Genomic DNA, 25725 nt, shown 5'->3' with positions numbered 1-25725 from the left:
CGCCCGAACCGGGCTCTACAGCGAGGTCCGAGGATCTCTCCAGCGCACCTCAGCAGGGTGGCCCGCGATGGAGCAACACCGTCCACAGCCGTGAGAGGTGCCGGGCCATGAGGGGTAACAGGACCGAATCGGTGCGGGACGAGGGCGCGATCGCGATCATCGGGGTCGCGTGCCGCCTCCCGATGGCCCCGGACCCGGACGCCTTCTGGCGGCTGCTGCGCGAAGGCCGCAGCGCCGTCACCGAGGTGCCCGAAGGACGCTGGGAGGTCGAGGGCGCGCCCCGGCGCGGGGCGTTCCTGGACCGGATCGACCTGTTCGACCCGGCCTTCTTCGGCATCTCCCCGCGCGAGGCCGCGGGCATGGACCCGCAGCAGCGGCTCATGCTGGAGCTGAGCTGGGAGGCGCTGGAGGACGCGGGGATCATCCCGGCGACGCTGCGCGGCGGCAGGACCGGCGTGTTCGTCGGGTCGATCTGGGACGACTACGCCGCGCTGACCCACCGTAAGGGCCCGGACGCCATCGGCGCGCACACGATCACCGGGGTCTCCCGGAGCATGATCGCCAACCGGATCTCGTACTCGCTGGGCCTGCGCGGGCCGAGCATGTCGCTGGACGCCGCGCAGTCGTCCGGGCTGGTCGCGGTGCACATGGCGGCGGAGAGCCTGCGCTCGGGCGAGTCGGACCTGGCGGTCGCCGGCGGCGTCAACCTCAACATCCTCGCCGAGAGCGCCCTGATCACCCGGCGGTTCGGCGGGCTGTCGCCCGACGGCGAGTGCTTCACCTTCGACGCCCGCGCCAACGGGTACGTGCGCGGTGAGGGCGGCGGCGCGGTCGTCCTCAAGCCGCTGGAGCGCGCCCTCGCCGACGGCGACCCGGTCCTGTGCGTGATCCTCGGCGGCGCGCTGAACAACGACGGGCCCGCCTCGGGCCTGACCGTGCCGAGCGCCGAGGCGCAGGAGGACGTGCTGCGCCGCGCCTGTGCCAGGGCGGGCGTGCGCCCGCAGGACGTGCAGTACGTCGAGCTGCACGGCACCGGCACCCGGCGCGGCGACCCGGTCGAGGCCGCCGCGCTCGGCGCGGCCCTGGGCGCGGGACGCCCGGCCGACCGGCCGCTGCGGGTCGGCTCGGCCAAGACCAACGTCGGGCATCTGGAGGGTGCGGCGGGCATCGTCGGCCTGCTCAAGGCCGTGCTGAGCATCCGGCACCGGCTGCTGGCCCCGAGCCTGAACTTCGCGACGCCCAACCCGGCCATCCCGCTGGACGACCTGCGGCTGCGCGTCCAGACGTCCCTGGAGCCGTGGCCGGACGGGGACGCGCCGCTGGTCGCGGGCGTCAGCTCGTTCGGCATGGGCGGCACCAACTGCCATCTCGTCCTGGGCGAGCCGCCCGCCGTGCCCTCGGTCGAACGGGCCGCGCCGCCCCCGTCCACGCCGTGGCTGGTGTCCGCCAGGACCGAGCCCGCCCTGCGCGCCCAGGCCGCCCGCCTGCGCGACCGGCTCTCGGCTGACGAGGAGGCCGGGGCCCACGAGGTCGCCGTCGCGCTGGCCACCACCCGGACGGCCTTCGAGCACCGCGCGGCGATCGTCGGCACCGACCGCGACGGGCTGCTGGCCGGGCTGGACGCCCTGGCCCGAGGCGAGGCCGCGGCCGACGTCGTCCAGGGCAGGACCGTCCCGGGCACCACGGCGTTCCTGTTCTCCGGGCAGGGCTCGCAGCGCGCCGGGATGGGCCAGGACCTGTACGAGACCGTCCCCGCATTCGCCGCGGCGCTCGACGAGGTCCTCGCCCATCTCGACCCCGGGCTCAAGGACCTGATGTTCGCCGAGGACGCGGAACCCCTGAACCAGACGGCCGTCACGCAGACCGCCCTGTTCGCGTTCGAAGTCGCGCTCTACCGGCTGCTTGAGGGCTGGGGCGTCCGGCCCGGCCACCTCATCGGCCACTCGATCGGGGAGCTGGCCGCCGCCCACGTCAGCGGCGTCCTGTCGCTGGAGGACGCGTGCGCGCTGGTGACCGAGCGCGGGCGGCTCATGCAGTCCGCGCCCGCCGGGGGCGCGATGCTGTCGGTCCGGGCCTCGGAGGACGAGGTCGCGGCGCTGCTGGACGGCCGCGCGGACGTCGGGATCGCCGCCGTCAACGGCCCCGCGGCCACGGTCGTCTCCGGCGACCGCGAGGCCGTGCTCGCGCTCGGCGAGGAGTGGCGCGCGCAGGGACGCAAGACCACCGTGCTGCGCGTCAGCCACGCGTTCCACTCGCACCACATGGACTCGGTCCTGGAGGAGTTCCGCGCGTTCGCCGCGAACCTGGACTACCACCCGCCCGCGATCCCGGTGATCTCCAACGTCACCGGCCGGACCGCCACCGAGGAGGAGCTGCGCTCGCCGGACTACTGGGTGCGGCACCTGCGCGGGGCGGTGCGTTTCCACGACGGCCTGCGCACGCTCGCCGAGGCCGGGACCACCGCGTTCGTCGAGCTCGGCCCGGACGCCGTCCTCACCCCGGCGGTCCGCTCCTCGGCGGGGGCGGGCGCCGCCGCGATCCCGCTCGCGCGCCGGAACCGCCCGGAGACCGGAACGCTCGTCCGGGGACTGGCCCAGGCCCACGTCGCCGGGGTCCCGGTCGACTGGGAGACGGTGCTTTCGGGACGGGGCGTGCGGCGGGTCGGCCTGCCCACGTACGCGTTCGAGCACCGGGCCTACTGGCTCGACGACGCCCCCGAGCAGCCCGCGCCCGCCGTGCCCACCGGATTCGGGGCGCGGCTGGCGGACGCGTCGCCGAGCGAACGCGAGCGGCTGCTGCTGGAACTGGTGCTCGGCCAGGTCGCGCTGGTGCTCGGCCACGACGAGATCGTCCCCGGCCGCCCCTTCAAGGACCTGGGCCTGGACTCGATGCTCGCCGTCGAGCTGAGCACCCGCCTCGCCGAGGCGGCGGGGGTGAGCCTGCCCGACACCCTGGTCTACGACCACCCGACCCCGGCCGCGCTGGTCCAGCGCCTGACGACCGAGCTTCTGGGTGAGGAGACCCCGGCCGGGTCCCCATCGCCCCGCCATGCCGCCGACGAGCCGATCGCCATCGTGGGCATCGGCTGCCGCTACCCGGGCGGCGTCACCGACCCGGCCGCGCTCTGGGACCTGGTCGTGTCGGGCACCGACGCGATCACCGAGTTCCCCACCGACCGGGGCTGGGACCTGCCCATCGAGGCCACCTACACGCGCCACGGCGGGTTCGTCGACGGCGCCGACCGCTTCGACCCCGAGTTCTTCGAGATCAGCCCGCGCGAGGCCGCCGCGATGGACCCGCAGCAGCGGTTGCTGCTGGAGACCTCGTGGGAGGCGCTCGAACGCGCCGGGATCGACCCCGCGACGCTGCGCGGCAGCCTCACCGGAGCCTTCGTCGGCGCCACCACGATGGAGTACGGCCCCCGCCTGCACGACCAGCGCGAGGGCGTGGCCGGATACATGCTGACCGGCAGCACCCCGAGCGTGATCTCGGGCCGGGTCGCCTACGCGCTCGGTCTCGAAGGCCCGGCCGTCACCGTGGACACCGCCTGCTCGTCCTCGCTGGTCGCGATCCATCTGGCGGCCCAGTCGCTGCGCGGCGGCGAGTGCGAGCTGGCGCTGGCGGGCGGCGTCACCGTCATGGCGACGCCCGGGATGTTCGTGGAGTTCGCCCGCCAGCGCGGCCTGTCCCCCGACGGCCGCTGCAAGCCCTACTCGGCCGGCGCGGACGGGACGGGCTGGGCCGAGGGCGCGGGCGTGCTTCTGCTGGAGCGGCTGTCGGACGCGCGGCGCAACGGCCACCCGATCCTCGCGGTGATCGCCGGGAGTGCCATCAACCAGGACGGCGCCAGCAACGGCCTCACCGCCCCCAACGGGCCGTCGCAGCAGCGCGTCATCCGCCAGGCCCTCGCCACGGCCGGGCTGGAGCCGTCCGATATCGACGCCGTCGAAGGCCACGGCACGGGAACGACCTTGGGCGACCCCATCGAGGCTCAGGCCCTGCTCGCCACCTACGGCCAGGACCGCGAAAACCCGCTCTGGCTCGGCTCGATCAAATCCAACATCGGCCACACCCAGGCGGCGGCGGGCATCGCCGGGATCATCAAGATGACCCTGGCCCTGCGCAATGGCCTGCTGCCCCGCACCCTGCACGCCGACGAGCCCAGCCCGCGCGTCGACTGGGAGACCGGCGCCGTCCGGCTTCTCACCGACAACACTCCGTGGCCCGAGACCGAGCGCCCGCGCCGCGCCGCCGTCTCCTCCTTCGGGATCAGCGGCACCAACGCCCACGTCATCCTCCAGCAGCCTCCCGCCCAAGAGGCACCACCCACGCAGAACCGCCCGTCCGGACCCTGGCTGCTGTCCGCCAAGACCGACGAGGCCCTGCGGGCCCAGGCCAGGCGACTCGCCGCGATCACCGACGCCGACCCCGGCGACATCGCCCACACCCTCGCCAACCACCGATCCCACTTCCAGCGCCGCGCCGTGATCCTCGGCGCGGACCGGGACGCCGCGCTCGCGTCTCTCGTCCAGGGCGAATCGCCGCTCCCCGGGCGCACGGCCTTCATGTTCTCGGGCCAGGGCAGCCAGCACCCCGGAATGGGACGCGACCTCTACGAGGCCCACCCGGTCTTCGCCGCCGCACTCGACGAGGTCACCGGCCACTTCGAACTGCCCGTCAAGACCCTCATGTTCGAGGGCACCGACGAGGCTCTGGCCCGGACCGAGCACACCCAGCCCGTGCTCTTCGCCTACCAGACCGCGCTCTACCGGCTCCTGGAATCCTGGGGCCTCGCCCCCGACTACCTCATCGGGCACTCCATCGGCGAGATCACCGCCGCGCACGTCGCCGGGATTCTCTCGCTGCCCGACGCCGCCGAGCTGGTCACCGTCCGGGCCCGCCTCATGCAGGCGGCCCCCGCGGGCGGCGCCATGACCGCGATCCAGGCCACCCCCGAGGAAATCGACGCCGACATCTCCATCGCCGCGATCAACAGCCCCACCTCCCTGGTCATCTCCGGCGACGAGGCCGTCGCCCGCCACTTCGAGGAGCGGGGGCGCAAGACCCGGCGGCTGGACGTCAGCCACGCCTTCCACTCCCCCGACATGGACCCGATCCTCGACCGGTTCCGTGAGGCGATCGCGCACATCGCGCACCACCCGCCCCGCATCCCCCTCATCTCCAACCTCACCGGACGACCCCACGAGGCGATCACCCCCGACTACTGGGCCGACCACCTGCGCGGAACCGTCCGCTTCCAGCAGGGAATCGAGACCCTCCACGCCAACGACGTCACCCGCTACCTCGAAATCAGCCCCGCCCCGGCGCTCACCCCGCCCGTCCACGAGACGCTCGGCGAGGCCGAGGCGGCGGTCATCCCGGCGCAGCGGCGGGACGGGTCCCAGACGGAGACACTCCTGGGAGCCGTGGCCAAGGCGCATGTCGCCGGTGCCGACGTCGACTGGAGCACCGTCCTGCCCGGCCGCCTGGTCGACCTGCCGACCTACCCGTTCCAGCGGCAGCGTTACTGGATCGGCTCCGCGACGAGCGAGGACCCGGACGCGCTCGGGCTGGCCAAGGGCGACCACGCGTTCCTGGGCGCCTCGATGCCGCTGGCCGACCAGGACACCTCGGTCTTCACCGGGCGCCTGTCGCTCGACTCCCATCCCTGGCTGGCCGACCATGTCATCGCGGGCACGGTGCTGCTCCCCGGGACCGCCTTCGTCGACATGGCCCTGCACGCGGGCGAGCGGATCGGCGCGGGCCGGGTGGACGAGCTGACGCTGGAGTCGCCCCTCGCGCTGCCCGCGACCGGCGCGGTCCAGCTCCAGCTCTCGATCGGCGCCGTGGACGGAGCCGGGCGGCGCCCGGTGGCCGTCCATTCGCGGACCTCCGGGGACCCCGACGCGGTCTGGACGCGCCACGCCTCCGGCCACCTGTCGGCGCCCGCCGCCCCCGCTGCCCCCGGCGCGGGCTGGCTGCCCGACGACGCCGAGCCCGTCGACCTGGCGGACCTCTACGAGCGGCTCGCGGCACAGGGCTACGCCTACGGCCCCGCCTTCCAGGGCGTGCGGGCCGCGTGGCGCAGCGGCGACGAGCGGTTCGCCGAGATCGCCCTGACGCCGGACCTGCGCGACGACGCCGGGGCGTTCGGCGTCCACCCGGCCCTGCTCGACGCCGCGCTGCATCTCGCGGTCCTGGCCGACGGCGGCGACGCGGCCGCTCCCCGGCTCCCGTTCGCCTGGACGGGCGTCGCCCGGCACGCGACCGGCGCGACGGACCTGCGGGTGCGCGTCCGGTTCGACGGTGCCGACGCGGTGTCGCTGACCATGACCGATCCGGCCGGGGACCCGGTGGTCTCGGTCGAGCGGCTCGACCTGAGGGCGGTCTCGGCGGACCGGCTCGCCGTCCCGGTCCGGCACGAGGCGCTGTTCGGCGTCGAGTGGAAGGCCGTGCCGACGGGCCCGGCCGAGGAGCGCGACCCCGATGTGGTGGTGTTCCCGGTCCCCCGTCCCACCGAGGGGACCGTCGCCGAGCGCGCGCACATCGCGGCGCGGGAGGCGCTGCGCGCCGTCCAGGACTTCCTGGCCGACGACGAACTGGCCACGTCCCGGCTGGCCGTGGTCACGCGCGGCGCCGTCGCGACCGGGGCCGGGGACGACGTGCCCGGTCTCGCCGAGTCGCCGGTCTGGGGCCTGGTGCGGACCGCGCAGGCGGAGAACCCGGGACGGCTGCTCCTGCTCGACCTGGACGAGGACGAGCCCGCTCGCGACACCGTCGCCGCCGCGCTCGCCACGGGCGAACCGCAGCTGGCCCTGCGCGCGGGATCGGCGCTCGCGCCGAGGCTCACCCGCAACCTGCCCGCCCCCGCCACCGAGGCCCGTGCCCTGGACCCCGAGGGGACGGTTCTCATCACGGGCGGCACCGGGTCGCTCGGCCGTCTGATCGCCGAGCGGCTGGTGACCCGGCACGGCGTCCGTCGGCTGCTGCTGACGAGCAGGCGCGGACCCGGCGCGGACGGGGCCGGGGAGATCGAGGCGGCGCTGCGCGCGCACGGCGCCGAGGTGACGATCGCGGCCTGCGACGCGGCCGACCGCGACGCGCTGGCCCGGACACTGGCGGCGATCCCGGCCGAGCACCCGCTGACCGCCGTGATCCACGCGGCGGGCACGCTCGACGACGGGGTGCTCGGCGCGCTGACCCCCGAGCGGCTGGACGCGGTGCTGCGGCCCAAGGCGGACGCCGCCTGGAACCTGCACGAGCTGACCCGCGACGCCGACCTCGCCGCGTTCGTGTTGTTCTCGTCGGTGACCGCGACGCTCGGCAACCCGGGGCAGGCCAGCTACACCGCCGCCAACGCCTTCCTGGACGCCCTGGCCCGGCACCGCCACGCGAGCGGCATGCCCGCGATCTCGCTGGCGTGGGGCCTGTGGGAGCAGGACGGCGGCATGGCCTCGACGCTGGACGACCGCGACGTCGAGCGGATGCGGCGCGGCGGCGTGCTGCCGCTGCCCGCCGAACTCGGCCTCGCGCTGTTCGACACGGCGCTGACCCTGGACGCGCCCTTCGCGCTGCCCGCCAGGCTCGACCTGGCGGGCGTGCGCGACCAGGGCGAGCGGGCGCCCGCCCTGTTCCGCGGCCTGGTCGGCGCGCCCGTGCGGCGCGCCGCGACCGCCGGAACGGGCGGCGGCTCGGGCTGGGGCGAGCGCTTGGCCGGGCTGCCGGAGTCCGAGCGCGAGCACGCCGTGCTCGATCTGGTCCGCTCCCAGGTCGCGGCCGTGCTCGGGCACGCGTCGCCAGAGTCGATCGGGCTGGGCCGCGCGTTCAAGGAGCTGGGCTTTGACTCGCTGACCTCGGTCGAGCTGCGCAACCGGCTGATCACCGCCACCGGGCTCCGGCTGCCCGCCACGCTGGTGTTCGACCACCCGACGCCGGAGGAACTGGTCGAGTATCTGCGCGGCCGGGCGCTGCCCGAGGCGGAGCGGGCGACGGTCGCCGCGGCGCCGGTGCGCGCCGCCGACGCGGACGACCCGATCGTGATCGTGGGCATGGCGTGCCGCTACCCCGGCGGGATCACCACGCCCGAGGACCTGTGGAACCTGGTCGCGACCGGCACGGACGCGATCGGCGAGTTCCCGTCCGACCGGGGCTGGGACCTGGCGTCGCTGTTCGACCCGGACCCCGACCACGCCGGGACGACCTACGCGCGCGGCGGCGGCTTCCTCTACGACGCCGACGGCTTCGACCCGGCCTTCTTCGGGATCAGCCCGCGCGAGGCGCTGGCGATGGACCCGCAGCAGCGGCTGCTGCTGGAGACGGTGTGGGAGGCCATGGAGCGGGCGGGCATCGACCCGTCGAGCCTGCGCGGCAGCCCGACCGGGGTCTTCACCGGGATCATGTACTACGACTACGGCTCCCGGGTGCGGCAGGCGCCGCAGAACCTGGAGGGCTACCTGGGGAACGGGAGCCGGGGCAGCGTGGCGTCCGGCCGGATCTCCTACCTGTACGGGTTGCAGGGACCGGCCGTCACGGTCGACACGGCGTGCTCGTCGTCGCTGGTCGCGGTGCACTTGGCCGCGCAGGCCCTGCGCAACGGCGAGTGCTCGATGGCGGTGGCGGGCGGCGCCACCGTGATGTCCACCCCGGCGACGTTCATCGAGTTCAGCCGCCAGCGCGGCCTGTCGCCCGACGGGCGGTGCCGGGCGTTCTCGTCCGACGCCGCCGGGACGGGCTGGGGCGAGGGCGCGGGCGTCCTGCTGCTGGAGCGGCTCTCGGACGCGCGCCGCAACGGCCACCCGGTGCTGGCGGTCGTCCGGGGGACGGCCGTCAACCAGGACGGCGCCAGCAACGGCCTGACCGCGCCGAGCGGGCCCGCGCAGGAGCGGGTGATCCGGCAGGCGCTCGCCCAGGCGGGGCTGGAGCCCACCGGGGTCGACGCCGTCGAGGCGCACGGCACCGGCACCCGGCTGGGCGACCCGATCGAGGCCCAGGCGCTGATGTCCACCTACGGCAGCGACCGCGACGGCGACCGGCCGCTCTGGCTCGGGTCGATCAAGTCCAACATCGGGCACACCCAGGCCGCGGCGGGCGCCGCCGGGATCATCAAGATGATCATGGCGATGCGGCACGGCACGCTGCCGCGCACCCTGCACGTCGACGAGCCCACCCCGCACGTCGACTGGGACGCCGGGGCCGTCAGGCTCCTGACCGAGCCGACCACATGGCCCGAGAACGACCGTCCCCGCCGCGCCGCCGTGTCCTCCTTCGGCGTCAGCGGCACCAACGCCCACGTCATCATCGAGCAACCCCCAGCCGAGGACCCCGCCGCCCCGGAGGTGGCCCCGTCCGCGCGGGTCGTCTCCGCCGGCGGCGACGCCGCGCTCCGCGAGAACGCGGCGCGCCCGAGCGGCCGGGGGCCCGCCGAGGGCGACGCCACCGCGAAGGCGGACTCGCCCGCGGTCGTCCCGTGGGTGGTCTCGGCTCGTAGCGAGGGTGCCCTACGGGAGCAGGCGGCGCGGCTGACAGCGCGGGTGGGAGATCTGTCCCCGGTGGACGTCGGGTACACCCTGGCGACCGGCCGCGCGGCCATGGAGCACCGCGCGGTGATCCTCGGCGGCGAGCGCGCCGAGCTGCTGCGCGGCCTGGACGCGCTGGCGACCGGCGAGCCCGAGCCGCCGCTGCGCGTGGCGGGCGAGGTCGGCAGGACCGTGTTCGTCTTCCCCGGCCAGGGCTCGCAGTGGACCGGCATGGCGCTCGACCTCGCGGCGCAGTCCCCGGCGTTCGCCGCGCGGCTGCGGGAGGCGGGCGACGCGCTCGCCCCCCACGTGCCGTGGTCGCTGACGGAGATCCTCGGCGACGAGCGGGCGCTGGAGGCCGTGGACGTCGTCCAGCCCGCGCTGTTCGCCGTCATGGTCTCGCTGGCCGGGCTGTGGCGCTCCTACGGTGTCGAGCCCGCCGCCGTCGTCGGCCACTCGCAGGGCGAGATCGCCGCCGCGCATGTGGCGGGCGCCCTGTCCCTGGCGGACGCCGCCATGATCGTCGCGCTGCGCAGCCAGGCGCTGGGCAGGCTCGCCGGGACGGGCGGCATGGCCTCGGTGGCACTGCCCGCCGCGACGGTGGAGGAACGGCTGGCCGAGCGCTGGGCCGGACGGCTCGCCGTCGCGGCGGTCAACGGCTCCGGCTCGACGGTGATCTCGGGCGATCCCGAGGCGCTGGAGGCGTTCGGCGCCGCCTGCGAGGCGGAGGGGGTCAGGTTCCGGCTGGTGCCGGTGGACTACGCCTCCCACTCCCCGCATGTGGAGGCCGTCCGCGACGACATCCTGGACCTGCTGTCGCCGGTCCAGCCGCGCCGCGCCGAGATCCCGTTCTACTCCTCCGTCACGGCCGCCCCGATGGAGGGCTCCGCGCTGGGCGCCGTCTACTGGTACCGCAACCTGCGCGAGCCGGTGCGGTTCGCGGACACGACCCGGGCGCTGCTCGACTCCGGGCACGGCGCGTTCATCGAGGCCAGCCCGCACCCGGTGCTGACGGTCGGAGTGCAGGAGAGCATCGACGCCGCCGGGCACCCGGACGCGATCACTCTCGGCTCGCTGCGCCGCGACGAGGGCGGGCTGGACCGGTTCCTCGGCTCGGTCTCCGAGGCGTTCACGCTCGGCGTGCCGGTCGACTGGGCCAGGGCGCTGCCCGGCGGCCGCCGGGTCGACCTGCCGACCTACGCCTTCCAGCGCGAGCGGTACTGGCTGGACGCCCCGGCCGAGTCGGCGGGCGACGTCGGCGCGGCGGGGCTGGACGCCTCGGGCCACCCGCTGCTGGGGGCCGCGCTCGCCCCGGCGGGACGCGACGAGCGCCTGTTCAGCGGGCTGGTCTCGCACGCCACGAGCCCCTGGCTCGCCGACCACTCCGTCGGCGGGACCGTGCTGCTGCCGGGGACCGCGTTCCTGGAGTCGGTGCTGCACGCGGCGCGCGAGGTCGGCTGCGACCGGGTCGAGGACCTGACGCTGGAGGCGCCGCTGGCGCTGGGCGCCGAGTCGTCCGTCCGGATCCAGGTCGCCGTCGGCGAGCCCGGAGACGGCGGGCGGCGGCCGGTGACCGTCCACTCCCGGGCGGGCGCGGACGAGCCCTGGACGCGGCACGCCTCCGGGACCGTCGCGCCGGGCGAGCTCCCGGCCGCGTGGTCCGACCAGGGCGCGTGGCCGCCGCCCGGGGCGGACCCGATCGACCTGGACGGCGCGTACGAGCGGCTGGACGCCGCCGGGTACGGCTACGGCCCGTCGTTCCGGGGCCTGCGGGCGGCCTGGCGGCGCGGCGGCGAGGTCTTCGCCGAGATCGCGGCCGACGACATCGAGGCACCGGAGTTCGGCCTGCACCCGGCGCTGCTCGACGCGGCGCTGCACCCGATCGTCCTCGGGCTGCTCGGCGACCGCGCGGAGGGCCTGCTGCCCTTCTCCTGGTCGGAGGCGTCCCTGCACTCCGCGGGCGCGGGCGCGCTGCGGGTGCGGCTGACGCCCGAGGGCCGCGACGGCGTCGCGCTGGCCGTGGCCGACCAGGCCGGGAACGCCGTCGCGTCGGTCGGCGCTCTGACCCTGCGGCCGGTGGACGTGGCGGCGCTCGCGCAACGGGCGGGCGGCGCCGAGGGCGCCCTGTTCCGGGTCGACTGGACCGCCGGGCCCGCCCTCGACGAGGAGACCGCCGAGACCGAGTTCGCGGAACTGGCGCCCGGCCTCCCGGCGGACGAGGCGGTCGCCGGGGCGCTGGCGCTGCTCCAGGGCCGGCTGGCCGAGGACGGCCCGAGGCTGGTCGTCGTGACGCGGGGCGCCGTCGCGGCGCGGCCGGGCGACGAGGTCACCGATCTCGGCCAGGCGGCGGTCTGGGGGCTGGTCCGTGTCGCGCAGACCGAGCACCCGGGACGGTTCGGCCTGGTCGACCTGGACGGCTCCGAGGCTTCGGAACGGAACCTGCGCTCGAGCGCCACGACGGCCGAGCCGCAGGTGGCGCTGCGCGACGGCGCGCCCTTCGTCCCGCGCCTGACCCGAGCGCCCCAGGCCGCCGAACGTCTCTCGCTGGACGGCACCGTGCTGATCACGGGCGGCACCGGCACGCTCGGCGTCCTGCTCGCCCGGCACCTGGTGACCGTGCACGGCGTCACGCGGCTGGTGCTGGCCAGCAGGCGCGGGGCGGCGGCGCCCGGCGCGGGCGAGCTGGCCGAGGAGCTGCGCGGGCTCGGCGCCGAGGTGACGCTGGCGGCCTGCGACGCGGCCGACCGCGACTCGGTGGCGCGGGTCCTGGCCGACATCCCGGACGAGCACCCGCTGAGGGCCGTCGTGCACGCGGCGGGCGTCCTGGACGACGCGCCGGTGACCGGCCAGACCGCCGAGCGCGCCGCCGCCGTCCTGCGGGTCAAGGCGGACGCCGCCGCGATCCTCGACGAGCTGACGGCGGGCCTCGACCTCGCCGCGTTCGTGCTGTTCTCCTCGATCGCCGGGACGGTCGGCACGGCGGGGCAGGGCGCCTACGCGGCGGCCAACGCCTTCCTCGACGGCCTGGCCGCGCGGCGCCGCGCGCGCGGACTGCCCGCGACGTCGCTGGCCTGGGGCCTGTGGGAGCAGTCCAGCGAGATGACCGGGCATCTGAGCGCGGCCGACCTGGCGCGGCTGGCCCGCGCCGGCGTCGCGCCGATGAGCGCCGGACGCGGCCTGGAACTGTTCGACGCCGCGCTCGGGCACGGCGACGCGGTGCTGGTCCCGTTCCGCCTGGACGCGGTCGCGCCCAGGAACGCCCCGGAGGTGCCGCCGCTGCTGCGCGGCCTGGTCCGCGCGCCGATCCGGCGGGCCGCCGCCGTCACGGCCGCGCCCGCCGAGGACGGCGGACTGGCCGGGCGGCTGGCGGGCCTGCCGCCCGAGAAGGCCGCCGAGGAGCTGGCCGGGATCGTCCGCGCCCAGGTGGCCGGGATCCTCGGCCACTCGGGGACGGACGCGGTCGCCCCCGACCGGGCGTTCACCGAGCTGGGCTTCGACTCGCTGACCTCGGTCGAGCTGCGCAACCGGCTCGGCGCCGCGACCGGGCTCCGGCTGCCCGCGACCGTGGTGTTCGACCACCCGACCCCGTCGGCGCTGGCCGCGTTCCTCGGCGCGGAGCTGCTGGGCGCGGCCCCCGAAGCGGCGGTCGCCGCGCCGGTCGCGGCCGACGGCGACCCGATCGTGATCGTGGGCATGGCCTGCCGCTACCCCGGCGGGGTGGACTCGCCCGATGACCTGTGGCGGCTGGTCGCCGACGGCGTGGACGCCACCGGCGACTTCCCGTCCGACCGGGGCTGGGACGTCGAGGACCTCTACGACCCCGACCCGGATCGTCCCGGCAAGTCCTACACGCGGCGCGGCGGGTTCCTGGCCGGGGCCACCGGCTTCGACCCGGCGTTCTTCGGGATGAGCCCGCGCGAGGCGCTGGCCGCCGACCCGCAGCAGCGGCTGCTGCTGGAGGTCGCGTGGGAGGCCGTCGAGCGCTCCGGGATCGACCCGCTCGGCCTGCACGGCTCGATGACCGGGGTGTTCGCGGGCCTGATGAAGAGCGGGTACGACTCGCGGCCCGGCGGCGCGCACGACGAGCTGGAGGGCTACCTGGCCACCGGCAACACCGGCAGCGTCGCCTCCGGCCGGGTCGCCTACGCGCTCGGCCTCGAAGGCCCCGCCATCACCGTGGACACGGCCTGCTCGTCCTCGCTGGTCGCGCTGCACCTGGCCGCGCAGTCGCTGCGCAACGGCGAGTGCGACCTGGCGCTGGCGGGCGGCGTGACGGTGATGGCCACGCCCGAGCTGTTCGTGGAGTTCAGCCGCCAGCGCGGGCTGTCGCCCGACGGCCGCTGCAAGGCGTTCTCCGCCTCGGCCGACGGCGCCGCCTGGGCCGAGGGCGTCGGCGTGCTGGTGGTCGAGCGCCTGTCGGACGCCCGCCGCAACGGGCACCGGGTGCTGGCGGTCGTGCGCGGCTCGGCCGTCAACCAGGACGGCGCCAGCAACGGGCTGACCGCGCCGAACGGCCCCTCGCAGCAGCGGGTCATCCGCCAGGCGCTGGCCGCGGCGGGGCTGGCGGCGGGCGAGGTGGACGCCGTCGAGGCGCACGGCACCGGGACCTCGCTCGGCGACCCGATCGAGGCGCAGGCCCTGATGGCCACCTACGGGCGCGACCGCGAGCGGCCGCTGCTGCTCGGCTCGCTCAAGTCGAACATCGGGCACGCGCAGGCCGCCGCCGGGGTCGCCGGGGTCATCAAGGCCGTGCTGGCGATGCGGCACGGCGTCCTGCCCAGGACCCTGCACGCCGACGAGCCGACCCCGCACGTGGACTGGGCCTCGGGCGCGATGGCGCTGCTGACCGAGGAGACCGCGTGGCCGGAGACCGGGCGGCCCCGCCGGACGGCGGTCTCGTCGTTCGGCATCAGCGGCACCAACGCCCACGTCATCCTCGAACACGTCCCGGACGACGAGCCCGCCGACGCGCCCGCCGGGGCCGGGTCCCCGTTCCCGATGCCCTTCCTGGTCTCGGCGCGCGACGACGACGCGCTGCGCGCGCAGGCCGGGCGGCTGCGCCGTCACCTCCTGGAGGACCCCGGCGCGAGCCCGGCCGACATCGGCTTCTCGCTGGGGACGACCCGTCCCGCGCTCGACCGGCGAGCGGTCGCCGTCGCCGCGGACCGCGAGGCGCTGCTCGACGCGCTCGGCGCGCTCGCCGACGGCCGCCCCTCCCCCGCCGTCGTCCCGGGTGGCCGGGCGGGCAAGACCGCGTTCATGTTCACCGGCCAGGGCGCGCAGCGCGCGGGCATGGGCCGGGAACTGCACGCCGCCTCCGAGGTCTTCGCCGCCGCCTTCGACGAGGTCGCCGCCCACCTCGACCCGCACCTGGAGCACCCGCTGGCCGAGGTCGTGTTCGAGGACTCCGGCGGCCTCCTCGACCAGACCGTCTACACCCAGGCCGCGCTGTTCGCGGTCGAGGTCGCGCTGTTCCGGCTGGCCGAGCACCACGGCGTCCGGCCCGACTTCCTGATCGGCCACTCCATCGGGGAACTGGCCGCCGCCCACGCGGCGGGCGTGCTGTCCCTGCCGGACGCCGCCGAGCTGGTCGCGGCGCGCGGGCGGCTCATGCAGGCCCAGCCGTCCGGCGGCGCGATGGTCTCGCTGGAGGCGCCGGAGGCCGCCGTCCGCGCGCTGCTCCCCGGCGACGGGCGGGCCGTGGTCGCGACGGTCAACGGCCCGGCCTCCACCGTGGTGTCCGGCGACGAGGACGCCGTGCTCGCGGTCGCCGCCGCCTGGGAGGGCACCGGCGGCAGGACGCGGCGGCTGCGGGTCAGCCACGCGTTCCACTCCCCGCACATGGACGGGATGCTGGAGGAGTTCGAGCGGGTCGCCGCGCGGCTGACGTACCGGGCACCCGCCATCCCGGTGATCTCCAACCTCACCGGCGGGGTCGCCGCCGACGAGGACCTGGCCTCCCCGTCCTACTGGGTCCGGCACGTCCGCGAGGCCGTGCGGTTCCACGACGGCGTGCGCACCCTGCACGAGGAAGGCGTCACGACCTTCATCGAACTGGGCCCGGACGCGGTGCTCACCGCGCTCGCCCCCGAATGCCTCCCCGGTGAGGCCGCAGGCTCGGCGGCCTGGTCCGCGACGCTCCGCCGCGATCGGCCCGAACGAGAGTCCTACGCCCTAGCTCTCGCCCAGGCCGTCGCGTCCGATGCCGTCCCGGACTGGGCCGCCGTCTTCCCCGGCGCGCGCCCCGTCGCGCTGCCGACCTACGCCTTCCAGCACTCCCGCTACTGGCTCGCGCCCGCCGCGCCGCGCGCCGAGACGACCATCGGGCACCCGCTGCTCACCTCGGCCCTCGACCTGGCGGGCGGCGACGGCCGGGTGCTGACCGGCCGCGTGGCGGCGCGGGGCTGGCTCGCCGACCACACCGTCGGGGACGCCGTGGTGTTCCCCGGGACGGCGTTCCTGGACCTGGCCGCGTGGGCCGGGTCCGGGCGGGTCGAGGAGCTGACCCTGGAGAACCCGCTCGTCCTGCCCGAGCACGGCGAGGTGCGGCTCCAGGTCGCGGTGTCGGGCGCGGGCGAGGACGGGCGGCGCGACATCACCGTCCACGCCAGGACGGACGAGTCCGCCCCGTGGGTGCGGCACGCGTCCGGGGTGCTGGGCGACGCCGCCCCCGCCGTCCCGGCCCCGGCCGACCTGACCGGCACCTGGCCGCCGCCCGGGACCGAGCCGCTCGACACGGCCGGGCTCTACGGCGAGCTGGCCGAGCGCGGCCTGGGCTACGGCCCGGCGTTCCGCGGGCTGGAGGCGGCCTGGCGGATCGGCGACACGGTGTACGCCGAGGTGCGGCTGCCCGCCGAGCAGGCGTCCGACGGGTACGCGCTGCACCCCGCGCTGCTGGACGCGGCCCTGCACCCGATGGCGGCGCACAAGGGGACGGTCAGGCTGCCGTTCTCGTGGAGCGGCGTCACGATCCCGGGTGGCGGCGCGGACGCGCTGCGCGTCCGGCTGGTCCTGGGCGCGGACGACGGCATCGAGATCGTCGCCGCCGACGCGGACGGACGGGTCGTGGCGGCGGCCGAGTCGCTGGCCACCCGGCCGCTCACCGCCGGTCTGGGGACGCACCGCAACGCGCTCTTCGCCGTCGAGTGGGCCCCGGTGCCCACCACGTCCGCTCCGGTGGCGTGGGCGATGCTCGGGGAGGACCCGGCGGACTTCGTCGTGGCGGCCGCCGACGGCGGTGGCGGGGACATCGACTCCGAGGTCCACGCCCTCACGTCCACGACGCTGGCGCTGCTCCAGGATTGGCCCGGCGACGGGCCCCGCCTGGTGATCCTCACCCGGGGGGCGATCGCGGCCGCCGACGAGCGGACGGCCCCCGACCTGGTCGCCTCCGCGCTCTGGGGCCTGGTCCGCACCGCGCAGACCGAGAACCCGGGACGGTTCGTGCTGCTCGACACCGACGGCACGCCCGCGTCCCAGGAGGCGATCGGGGCGGCGCTGGCCACCGGCGAGCCCCAGCTCGCCCTGCGCGAGGGCCGGGCGTACGCGCCCAGGCTCGCGCGGGTGGGCGCCGACGACCCGGCGCCGGTCACCTTCGACCCCGAGGGCACCGTCCTGGTGACCGGGGGCACCGGATCGCTCGGCGCGCTGGTCGCGCGGCACCTGGTCACCCGGCACGGCGTCCGGCATCTGGTCCTCACCGGACGCAGGGGGCCGGCGGCGCCCGGCGCGGCCGAGCTGGCCGCCGAGCTCCAGGAGCACGGCGCGCGGGTGCGGGTCGTCGCGTGCGACGCGGCCGACCGCGACGCGCTCGCCCGGGTCATCGGGGACATCCCGTCCGACCACCGGCTCACCGGCGTGGTGCACACGGCGGGCGTCCTGGACGACGGCGTGCTCGGCTCGCTGACCCCCGATCGGCTGGCGGCCGCGCTGCGTCCCAAGGTGGACGCCGCGTGGAACCTGCACCGTCTCACGGCGGATCTGGACCTCGACGCGTTCGTCCTCTACTCGTCGCTGGCGGGCGTGCTCGGCAACGCCGGGCAGGGCAACTACGCCGCCGCCAACACCTTCCTCGACGCGCTCGCGCACCACCGCCGCGCCACCGGCCTCCCGGCGGTGTCCCTGGCGTGGGGGCTGTGGGAGCAGTCCGGCGGCATGGCCGAGGAGCTGGACGAGGCCGACCGCGCCCGGATGGCCCGCTCGGGCGTCGCCCCGCTCTCCTCCGGCGAGGGCCTGGCGCTGCTGGACGCGGCGCTCGGCCTGGACCGTCCGTCGGTCGTCCCGGCCCGGCTCGACCTGGCCGTGCTGCGCGAGCTGGCGGCACGGGACTCGCTGCCGCCGCTGCTGCGCGGCCTGGTCCGGACGGCCCCGGCCCGGCGCGACACCGGGGGCGACCTGGCCGCCCGGCTGTCCGGCCGCTCCGGGCCCGAGCAGGACCGGATCGTGCTCGACCTGGTGCGCACCGAGGCGGCGGTGGCCCTCGGGCACGCGACGGCGGCCGCCGTCGAGGTCGACCAGGGGTTCATGGACATGGGCTTCGACTCGCTCACGGCCGTCGAGCTGCGCAACCGGCTCGGCGCCGCGCTCGGGCAGCGGCTCCCGTCCACGCTGCTGTTCGACCACCCGACCCCGTCCGCCCTGGCCCGGCACCTGCGCGAGACCGCCGGCGTCGAGGCCGGTGGCGCACCCGACGCCATGGCGACGCTGGAGCGCCTGGAGGACGAGCTGGCGGGCGTGCTCGACGACGACACCCGGTCCCGGTTCGCCGACCGCCTGCGCGACCTGCTGACCACGGTCGGCGGCGCGGACGAGCGGAACCCGGCCGCCGCGCTGGAGGACGCGACCGACGACGAGATCTTCGACCTCATCGACAAGGAGCTGGGCGGCTCCTGAGCCACCCATCCCAGAGGAGAGCGACAGCACATGGCGAACGAGGAGAAGCTCCGCGACTACCTCAGGCGGGTCACGGCCGACCTCCAGGTGACCCGCGAGCGGCTCAGGCAGGCCGAGTCCGCCTCCCGCGAGCCCCTCGCGATCGTCGCGATGAGCTGCCGCTACCCGGGCGGTGCGGGCACACCCGAGGAACTGTGGGACCTGGTCGTGTCCGGCACCGACGCGATCACCGAGTTCCCGTCCGACCGGGGCTGGGACGTCGAGGGCCTGTACGACCCCGACCCGGACGTCCCCGGCACCACCTACGCCCGGCACGGCGGCTTCCTGCACGACGCCGCCGAGTTCGACGCCGCGTTCTTCGGGATCAGCCCGCGCGAGGCCATGACCGTCGACCCGCAGCAGCGGCTGCTGCTGGAGACCTCGTGGGAGGCGCTCGAACGCGCCGGGATCGACCCCGCGACGCTGCGCGGCTCCCGCACGGGCGTCTTCACCGGCGTGATGTACGACGACTACGCGTCCCGCCTGCGCCCGGTGCCCAAGGAGTACGAGGGCTTCCTGACCAGCGGGAGCGCGGGCAGCATCGCCTCGGGCCGGGTCGCGTTCACGCTCGGTCTCGAAGGCCCGGCCGTCACCGTCGACACCGCCTGCTCGTCCTCGCTGGTCGCCGTCCACCTCGCCGGTCAGGCGCTGCGCAACGGCGAGTGCGAGCTGGCGCTGGCGGGCGGCGTCACGGTCATGGCCGACCCGGGCACCTTCGTGGAGTTCTCCCGGCAGCGCGGACTGTCCCCCGACGGCCGCTGCAAGGCGTACTCCGCCGACGCGGACGGGACGGGCTGGGCCGAGGGCGTCGGCGTCCTGCTGCTGGAGCGGCTCTCGGACGCGCGGCGCAACGGCCACCCGATCCTCGCGGTGATCGCCGGGAGCGCCGTCAACCAGGACGGCGCCAGCAGCCGGCTGACCGCTCCCAACGGCTCGGCCCAGCGGCGGGTGATCCGCCAGGCGCTCGACGCCGCGCGGCTGGAGCCGTCCGACATCGACGCCGTCGAAGGCCACGGCACCGGGACGACGCTCGGCGACCCCATCGAGGCCCACGCCCTGCTCGCCACCTACGGCCAGGACCGCGAACACCCGCTCTGGCTCGGCTCGATCAAATCCAACATCGGCCACACCCAGGCCGCCGCGGGCATCGCCGGAATCATCAAGATGACCCTGGCCCTGCGCAACGGCATCCTCCCCCGCACCCTCCACGCCGACCGGCCCAGCCCGCACATCGACTGGGAGACCGGCGCCGTCCGGCTGCTGACGCGGAACACCCCCTGGCCGGAGGGAGACCGCCCGCGCCGCGCCGCCGTCTCCTCCTTCGGAATCAGCGGCACCAACGCCCACGTCATCCTCCAGCAGCCTCCCGTTGAAGAGACGCCGCCCACGCAGAACCAGCCGTCCGGGCCCTGGCTGCTGTCCGCCAAAACCGACGAAGCCCTGCGCGCCCAAGCCGCGCAACTCGCCGGGATCACCGACACCGACCCCGGCGACATCGCCCACACCCTCGCCAACCACCGATCCCACTTCCAGCGCCGCGCCGCGATCACCGGCACCCCCGAGGAACGTCGCGCCGCCCTCCTCGCCCTCACCCACGGCGAACCGGCGCTCCCCGGGCTGACCGCGTTCATGTTCTCCGGCCAGGGCAGCCAGCACCCCGGAATGGGACGCGACCTCTACGAGGCCCACCCGGTCTTCGCCGCCGCGCTCGACGAGGTCGCCGGCCACCTCGAACAGCCGATCAAGACCCTCATGTTCGAGGACCCCGACCATCTCCTCGCCCGGACCGAGCACACCCAGCCCGCGCTGTTCGCCTACCAGACCGCGCTCTACCGGCTGCTCGAATCCTGGGGACTCGTCCCCGACTACCTCATCGGCCACTCCATCGGCGAGATCACCGCCGCCCACATCGCCGGAGTGCTCACCCTCCCCGACGCCGCGAAGCTCATCACGGTCCGAGCCCGGCTCATGCAGGCCGCACCGGCCGGCGGCACCATGACCGCCGTCCAGGCCACCCCCGAAGAGGTCGAACCGCATCTGAACGGCGAGACCACCATCGCCGCCGTCAACAGCCCCACCTCCCTGGTCATCTCCGGCGACACCGAGGCCGTCGCCCGCCACTTCGAGGAGCGGGGACGCCGCACTCACCGGCTCCAGGTGAGCCACGCCTTCCACTCTCCGCACATGGACCCGATCCTCGACCGGTTCCGGGAGGCGATCGCCCCTATCGCGCACCACGCGCCGCGGATTCCCCTCATCTCCAACCTCACCGGACGACCCCACGAGGCGATCACCCCCGACTACTGGGCCGACCACCTACGCGGAACCGTCCACTTCCAACAAGGCATCGAAACCCTCCACGCCAACGACGTCACCCGCTACCTCGAAATCAGCCCCACCCCGGCGCTCACCCCGCCCGCCCAGCAGACGCTCGGCGCGGAGAAGGCAGCGGTCATCGCGCTGCAGAGCCCGCGTCGGCCGTCCGGCCAGGCCCTGCTCGACGGCGTCGCCAAGGCGCACGTCGCGGGAGCGAACGTCGACTGGAGCACCGTCCTGCCCGGCCGCCTGGCCGACCTGCCGACCTACCCGTTCCAGCGGAAGCGCTACTGGATCGACGCCCCGGCCGCGACCGGGGACGTGTCGGCGGCCGGTCTCGCCCCCACCGGGCACCCGCTGCTCGGCGCGGTGATCGAGCGGGCCGAGGACGACGGGCTGCTGCTGACGGGGCTGGTCTCGCCGCGGAGCGCCCCCTGGCTGGCCGACCATGTCGTGCACGGCACCGCGCTGCTTCCCGGGACGGCCTTCGTCGACATGGCCCTGCACGCGGGCGAGCGCGCCGGGACGCCGCACGTGCGGGAGCTGACGCTGGAGGAGCCGCTCCCGGTCCCGCCGGGTGAGAGCGTCCAGGTGCAGGTCACCGTCGGCCCCCCGGACGAGGCGGGCGAGCGCCCGGTCGCCGTGCACGCGCGTCCCGGCGACGGGGTGAGCTGGACGCGGCACGCCACCGGAATGCTCGCCGAACCGCCACCGCAGACCGCCGACGGGCTCGATGGCGCCTGGCCACCCGCAGCGGCCGAACCTCTCGACGTGTCCGATATCTACGCGCGGCTGAGCGATCTGGGCATCGACTACGGCCCGTCCTTCCAGGGCCTGCGCGCGGCCTGGCGGCTCGGGGACGACCTCTTCGCCGAGGCCGGTCCGGTGGACGGCGCGTCCGGCCATGGTCTGCAACCCGCGCTGCTCGACGCGGTCCTGCACGCGGCGGCCGGGGAGGACACCGGCCTGCGCGTCCCGTATGCGTGGGGCGGGGTGACGCTGCACGCCGCCGGCGCCACCGCGCTGCGCGCCCGGATCTCGCCCGGCGGGGACGGAACGCTGGCGATCCACCTCGCCGACGGGCGCGGGGGCGCGGTCGCGACCGTCGAGTCCCTGGCCGTGCGCCCGTTCAGCGCCGAGCGGCGCGACTCGCTCTTCCGGCTGGAGTGGACGCCCGTCCCCCTCGGACGACCCGAGGGACCCGCGCCGGAAACCGTCGTCCTCGCCTCAGAGGGCCCGGACGCCGCCCTGACGACCACCAACCGCGCGCTGGCGCTGCTGCACGAGCGCCTCGCCGGTGACGCCCCCCTGGTCTTCGTGACGACCGGGGCCGTGGCCACGACGGACGAAGAGACCCCCGCCCTGGACACCGCCGCCGCCTGGGGCCTGATCGCCTCGGCCCAGGCGGAGAACCCGGGCCGCATCCGCCTCCTCGACCTCGATGGCACCGGCGCCTCGCGGGCGGCGGTCGCCGCCGCCCTCGCCCTGGACGAGCCGAGGATCGCGCTGCGCGACGGCCGCCCCCACGTCCCCCGCCTCGTCCGCGCGAACACGCCCACCGACGCCACCACCGTCGCGGACGGGGGGACGGCGTTGATCACGGGTGGGACCGGGGCGCTCGGTTCGCTCGTCGCGCGGCACCTGGTCGAGCGGCATGGGGTGAGGCATCTCGTGCTCGCGGGACGCCGGGGTTTGCGGGCCGAAGGCGCGGCGGCGCTGCGGGACGAGCTGGCCGGGCTCGGCGCCGAGGTGACGATCGCCGCGTGTGACGCCGCCGACCGGGCGGCCCTGGCGGGGTTGCTGGGCTCGATTCCAGCGGAGCATCCGCTGAGCGTGGTCGTCCACGCGGCCGGGGTGCTGGACGACGGCATCGTCGCGTCCCTCACCCCCGAGCGCGTCGCGACGGTCTTCCAGGCGAAGGCGACGGCCGCGTGGAACCTGCACGAGCTGACCCGCGATCTCCCCCTGCGCGCGTTCGTCCTGTACTCCTCGCTGGCGGGCGTGCTCGGCACCCCCGGGCAGGGCAACTACGCCGCCGCCAACGCCTTCCTGGACGCGCTGGCCCGGCATCGGCACGCCGAGGGCCGGCCCGCGACCTCGCTGGCCTGGGGCCTGTGGGCCGAGACCAGCGCGATGACCGGCGGGCTGGACGCGTCCGACCTGGCACGGGTGAGCCGTTCGGGGGTCGCGCCGCTGTCGTCGGCCGAGGGCCTGGCGCTGTTCGACGCGGCGCTGCGCGACGGGCGTCCGGCCGTCGTCCCGGTGCGGTGGGACCCGGCCGCGCTGCGTGCCCAGGCCGAGGCGGGCACGCTCCCGAGGCCGCTGACCGGGCTGGTGCGCGTCCCGGCGCGGCGCGCGGTCGCGAGCGCGTCGGCCGAGCGCCCGGCGCGTCTCGAGGGGCGGCAGGCGGCGCTCGACCTCGTCCGGGAGAGCGTGGCCGTCGTCCTGGGGCACCGGGACGCGGGCGCGATCGATCCTGAGGACTCGTTCACCGAGCTGGGCTTCGACTCCCTCACCGGGGTCGAGCTGCGCAACCGCCTGGCCTCGGCCACCGGGCGCAGGCTCCCCGCGAGCCTGGTGTTCGACCACCCGACCCCGGACGCCCTGGCCGCCCACCTCCTCGGCGACGACGCGGAGGAGGCCACCGCGGAGACCGCGCCGAGGCCCGCCGACGACCCGATCGCGATCGTCGGTATCGGCTGCCGCTTCCCCGGGGGCGTCACCACTCCCGAGCAGCTCTGGGATCTGGTGGCCTCGGGGACCGACGCCATCACCGACTTCCCCGCCGACCGGGGCTGGGAGCTGGACGAGCCGCTCGCGACGGCGCGGGGCGGATTCCTGGACGACGCGTCCGGCTTCGATCCCGCGTTCTTCAAGATCGGCGACCGGGAGGCCCTCGCCATGGACCCCCAGCAGCGGCTGCTGCTGGAAACGTCCTGGGAGGCGATCGAGCGGGCGCGCATCGACCCGGCGTCGCTGCGCGGGAGCCGCACCGGCGTGTTCGCCGGGGTCATGCACAACGACTACGGCGCGCGCTCGTACCTGCGCCACGACACCGGCGACGACGACCTGGGCGGTCATCTGCTGACCGGCAACACCTCCAGCGTCGCGTCCGGGCGGGTCGCCTTCGCGCTCGGCCTGGAGGGCCCGGCGATCACGATCGACACGGCCTGCTCGTCGTCGCTGGTCGCGCTGCACCTGGCGGCGCGGTCGCTGCGCGACGGCGAGTGCGAGCTGGCCCTCGCGGGCGGCGCCACGGTCATCGCGACCCCGACGCTGTTCGTGGAGTTCGGCCGCCAGGAGAGCCTGTCGCCCGACGGGCGCTGCCGGGCGTACTCCTCGTCGGCCGACGGGACCGGATGGGGCGAGGGCGCGGGCGTGTTCCTGCTGGAACGGCTCTCGGACGCCGAGCGCAACGGGCATCCCGTCCTCGCGGTGATCCGGGGGACGGCCGTCAACCAGGACGGCGCCAGCAACGGCCTCACCGCGCCCAACGGGCCCGCGCAGCAGCGCGTGATCCGCGCGGCGCTGGCCGACGCCGGGCTCGGCCCCGCCGACGTGGACGCGGTCGACGGTCACGGCACCGCGACCAGGCTGGGCGACCCGATCGAGGCGAACGCGCTGATGGCGGTCTATGGCCGTGATCGTGACCGGCCGCTGCTGCTGGGTTCGGTCAAGTCGAACATCGGCCACACCCAGGCCGCCGCGGGCGTCGCCGGGCTGACCAAGCTGATCATGGCGATGCGGCACGGCACGCTGCCGCCGACCCTGCACGCCGCCGAGCCCACCGACCAGGTCGACTGGAGCCCGGAGGCGGTCAGGCTGCTCACCGAGGCCACGCCCTGGCCGGAGCCGGGACGGCCGCGCCGGGGCGCCGTGTCCGCGTTCGGGCTGAGCGGCACCAACGCCCACGTCATCATCGAGCAGCCGCCCGCGTCCCGCCCGGACGAGGAGCACCCGGAGCGCCCCGGTCTCTACCCGCTGCTCATCTCGGCCAGGTCGGCGGGCGCGCTGAGCGCCCTGGCGCGCGACCTGCGCGACCATCTGGACGCCCGGCCCGAGCTCGAGCTGGGCGACCTGGCCCGGTCGCTGGCCACGACGCGCGCCACGTTCCCGCACCGCGCGGTCGTCGTCGGCGAGACGCGCGAGGACGCGCTCGTGGCACTGCGCGCCCTGGCATCGGGCGAGGCGTGCCCCGGCCTGGTCACCGGCACACCGGCCCGCGCGAGGCTCGCCTTCGTCTTCCCCGCGCGACTTCCCCGTATGGCCCTCCCCGACGCGGCGCCCTTCCTGGACAAGTACCGAGCCTGTGCGGACGCCTTCGAACTCCGGGGACCGGCCCGCGACTTCGCGGTCATGGTCTCCCTGGCCGAGCTCTGGAAGGCCCACGGCGTGCGCCCGCACGCGGTCGTCGGCGACGGCCCGGGAGAGCTCGCCGCCGCGCACGCGGCCGGGATCCTCACGCTGGACGACGCCGCGAAGGTCCTCGCCCTGCACCTGGAGGGCACCCATTCCCTGGACGGCCTGAACCCCGAACCGGCAAAAATCGCCTTCTATTCGTCCGCCGCCCGTGAACCGCTCGACACGATCACGCTGGACGCCGATTACTGGCGCGAGAATCCCCGGCGCACCGGCGATCTCAACGCGCTTCTCGTCCATCTCGGGGAAGGCGGTCCGATGCATTTCGTCGAGCCCGCCGCCGACCAGCGCCGGTTCGTCACCGAACTCGCCCGGATCCACACCGCGACGGCGACCCGCGTCGTCTGGACGCCCCTCACCGCCGGGAACACCACCGACCTGCCCACCTACCCCTTCCAGCACACCCCCTACTGGCTCGGGGTGACCGACCGTCCCTGACCTGCCCGCCGACCCGACAGGACCGAGGAGCCCCGACCAAGGAATTCCTCTTTCCTGGAATTTACGCACGCGTTTCAGGCATGCATATAATTACACAAAAAGAGCC

At 75.7% G+C, this 25725-nt stretch carries 2 protein-coding genes; both read left to right on the top strand.

Features of this window, described 5'->3' with window-relative positions; translation table 11 throughout:
• The first annotated feature begins 107 nt into the window (after nucleotides 1–107).
• The gene (locus tag ACQPY4_RS14665) at nucleotides 108–18407 is read left to right on the top strand and encodes an SDR family NAD(P)-dependent oxidoreductase (protein ID WP_433336512.1); all 18300 of its coding nucleotides are present in this window, start codon (nucleotides 108–110) and stop codon (nucleotides 18405–18407) included.
• Between the two features lie 30 nt (nucleotides 18408–18437).
• Nucleotides 18438–25619, top strand: coding sequence for an SDR family NAD(P)-dependent oxidoreductase (locus ACQPY4_RS14660; RefSeq protein ID WP_433336510.1), 7182 nt, complete (start codon nucleotides 18438–18440; stop codon nucleotides 25617–25619).
• The last annotated feature ends 106 nt before the right edge of the window (nucleotides 25620–25725 follow it).

This window comes from Spirillospora sp. CA-294931 (assembly GCF_050946795.1).
Classification (GTDB): domain Bacteria; phylum Actinomycetota; class Actinomycetes; order Streptosporangiales; family Streptosporangiaceae; genus Spirillospora.
Note: the sequence above shows the minus strand (reverse complement) of the source record. Positions and strands in the feature narration are given on the sequence as shown.

Coding starts and splice junctions, on each gene's coding strand:
- ACQPY4_RS14665 (WP_433336512.1), top strand. CDS start 108: ATGAGGGGTAACAGGACCGAATCGGTGCGGGACGAGGGCGCGATCGCG.
- ACQPY4_RS14660 (WP_433336510.1), top strand. CDS start 18,438: ATGGCGAACGAGGAGAAGCTCCGCGACTACCTCAGGCGGGTCACGGCC.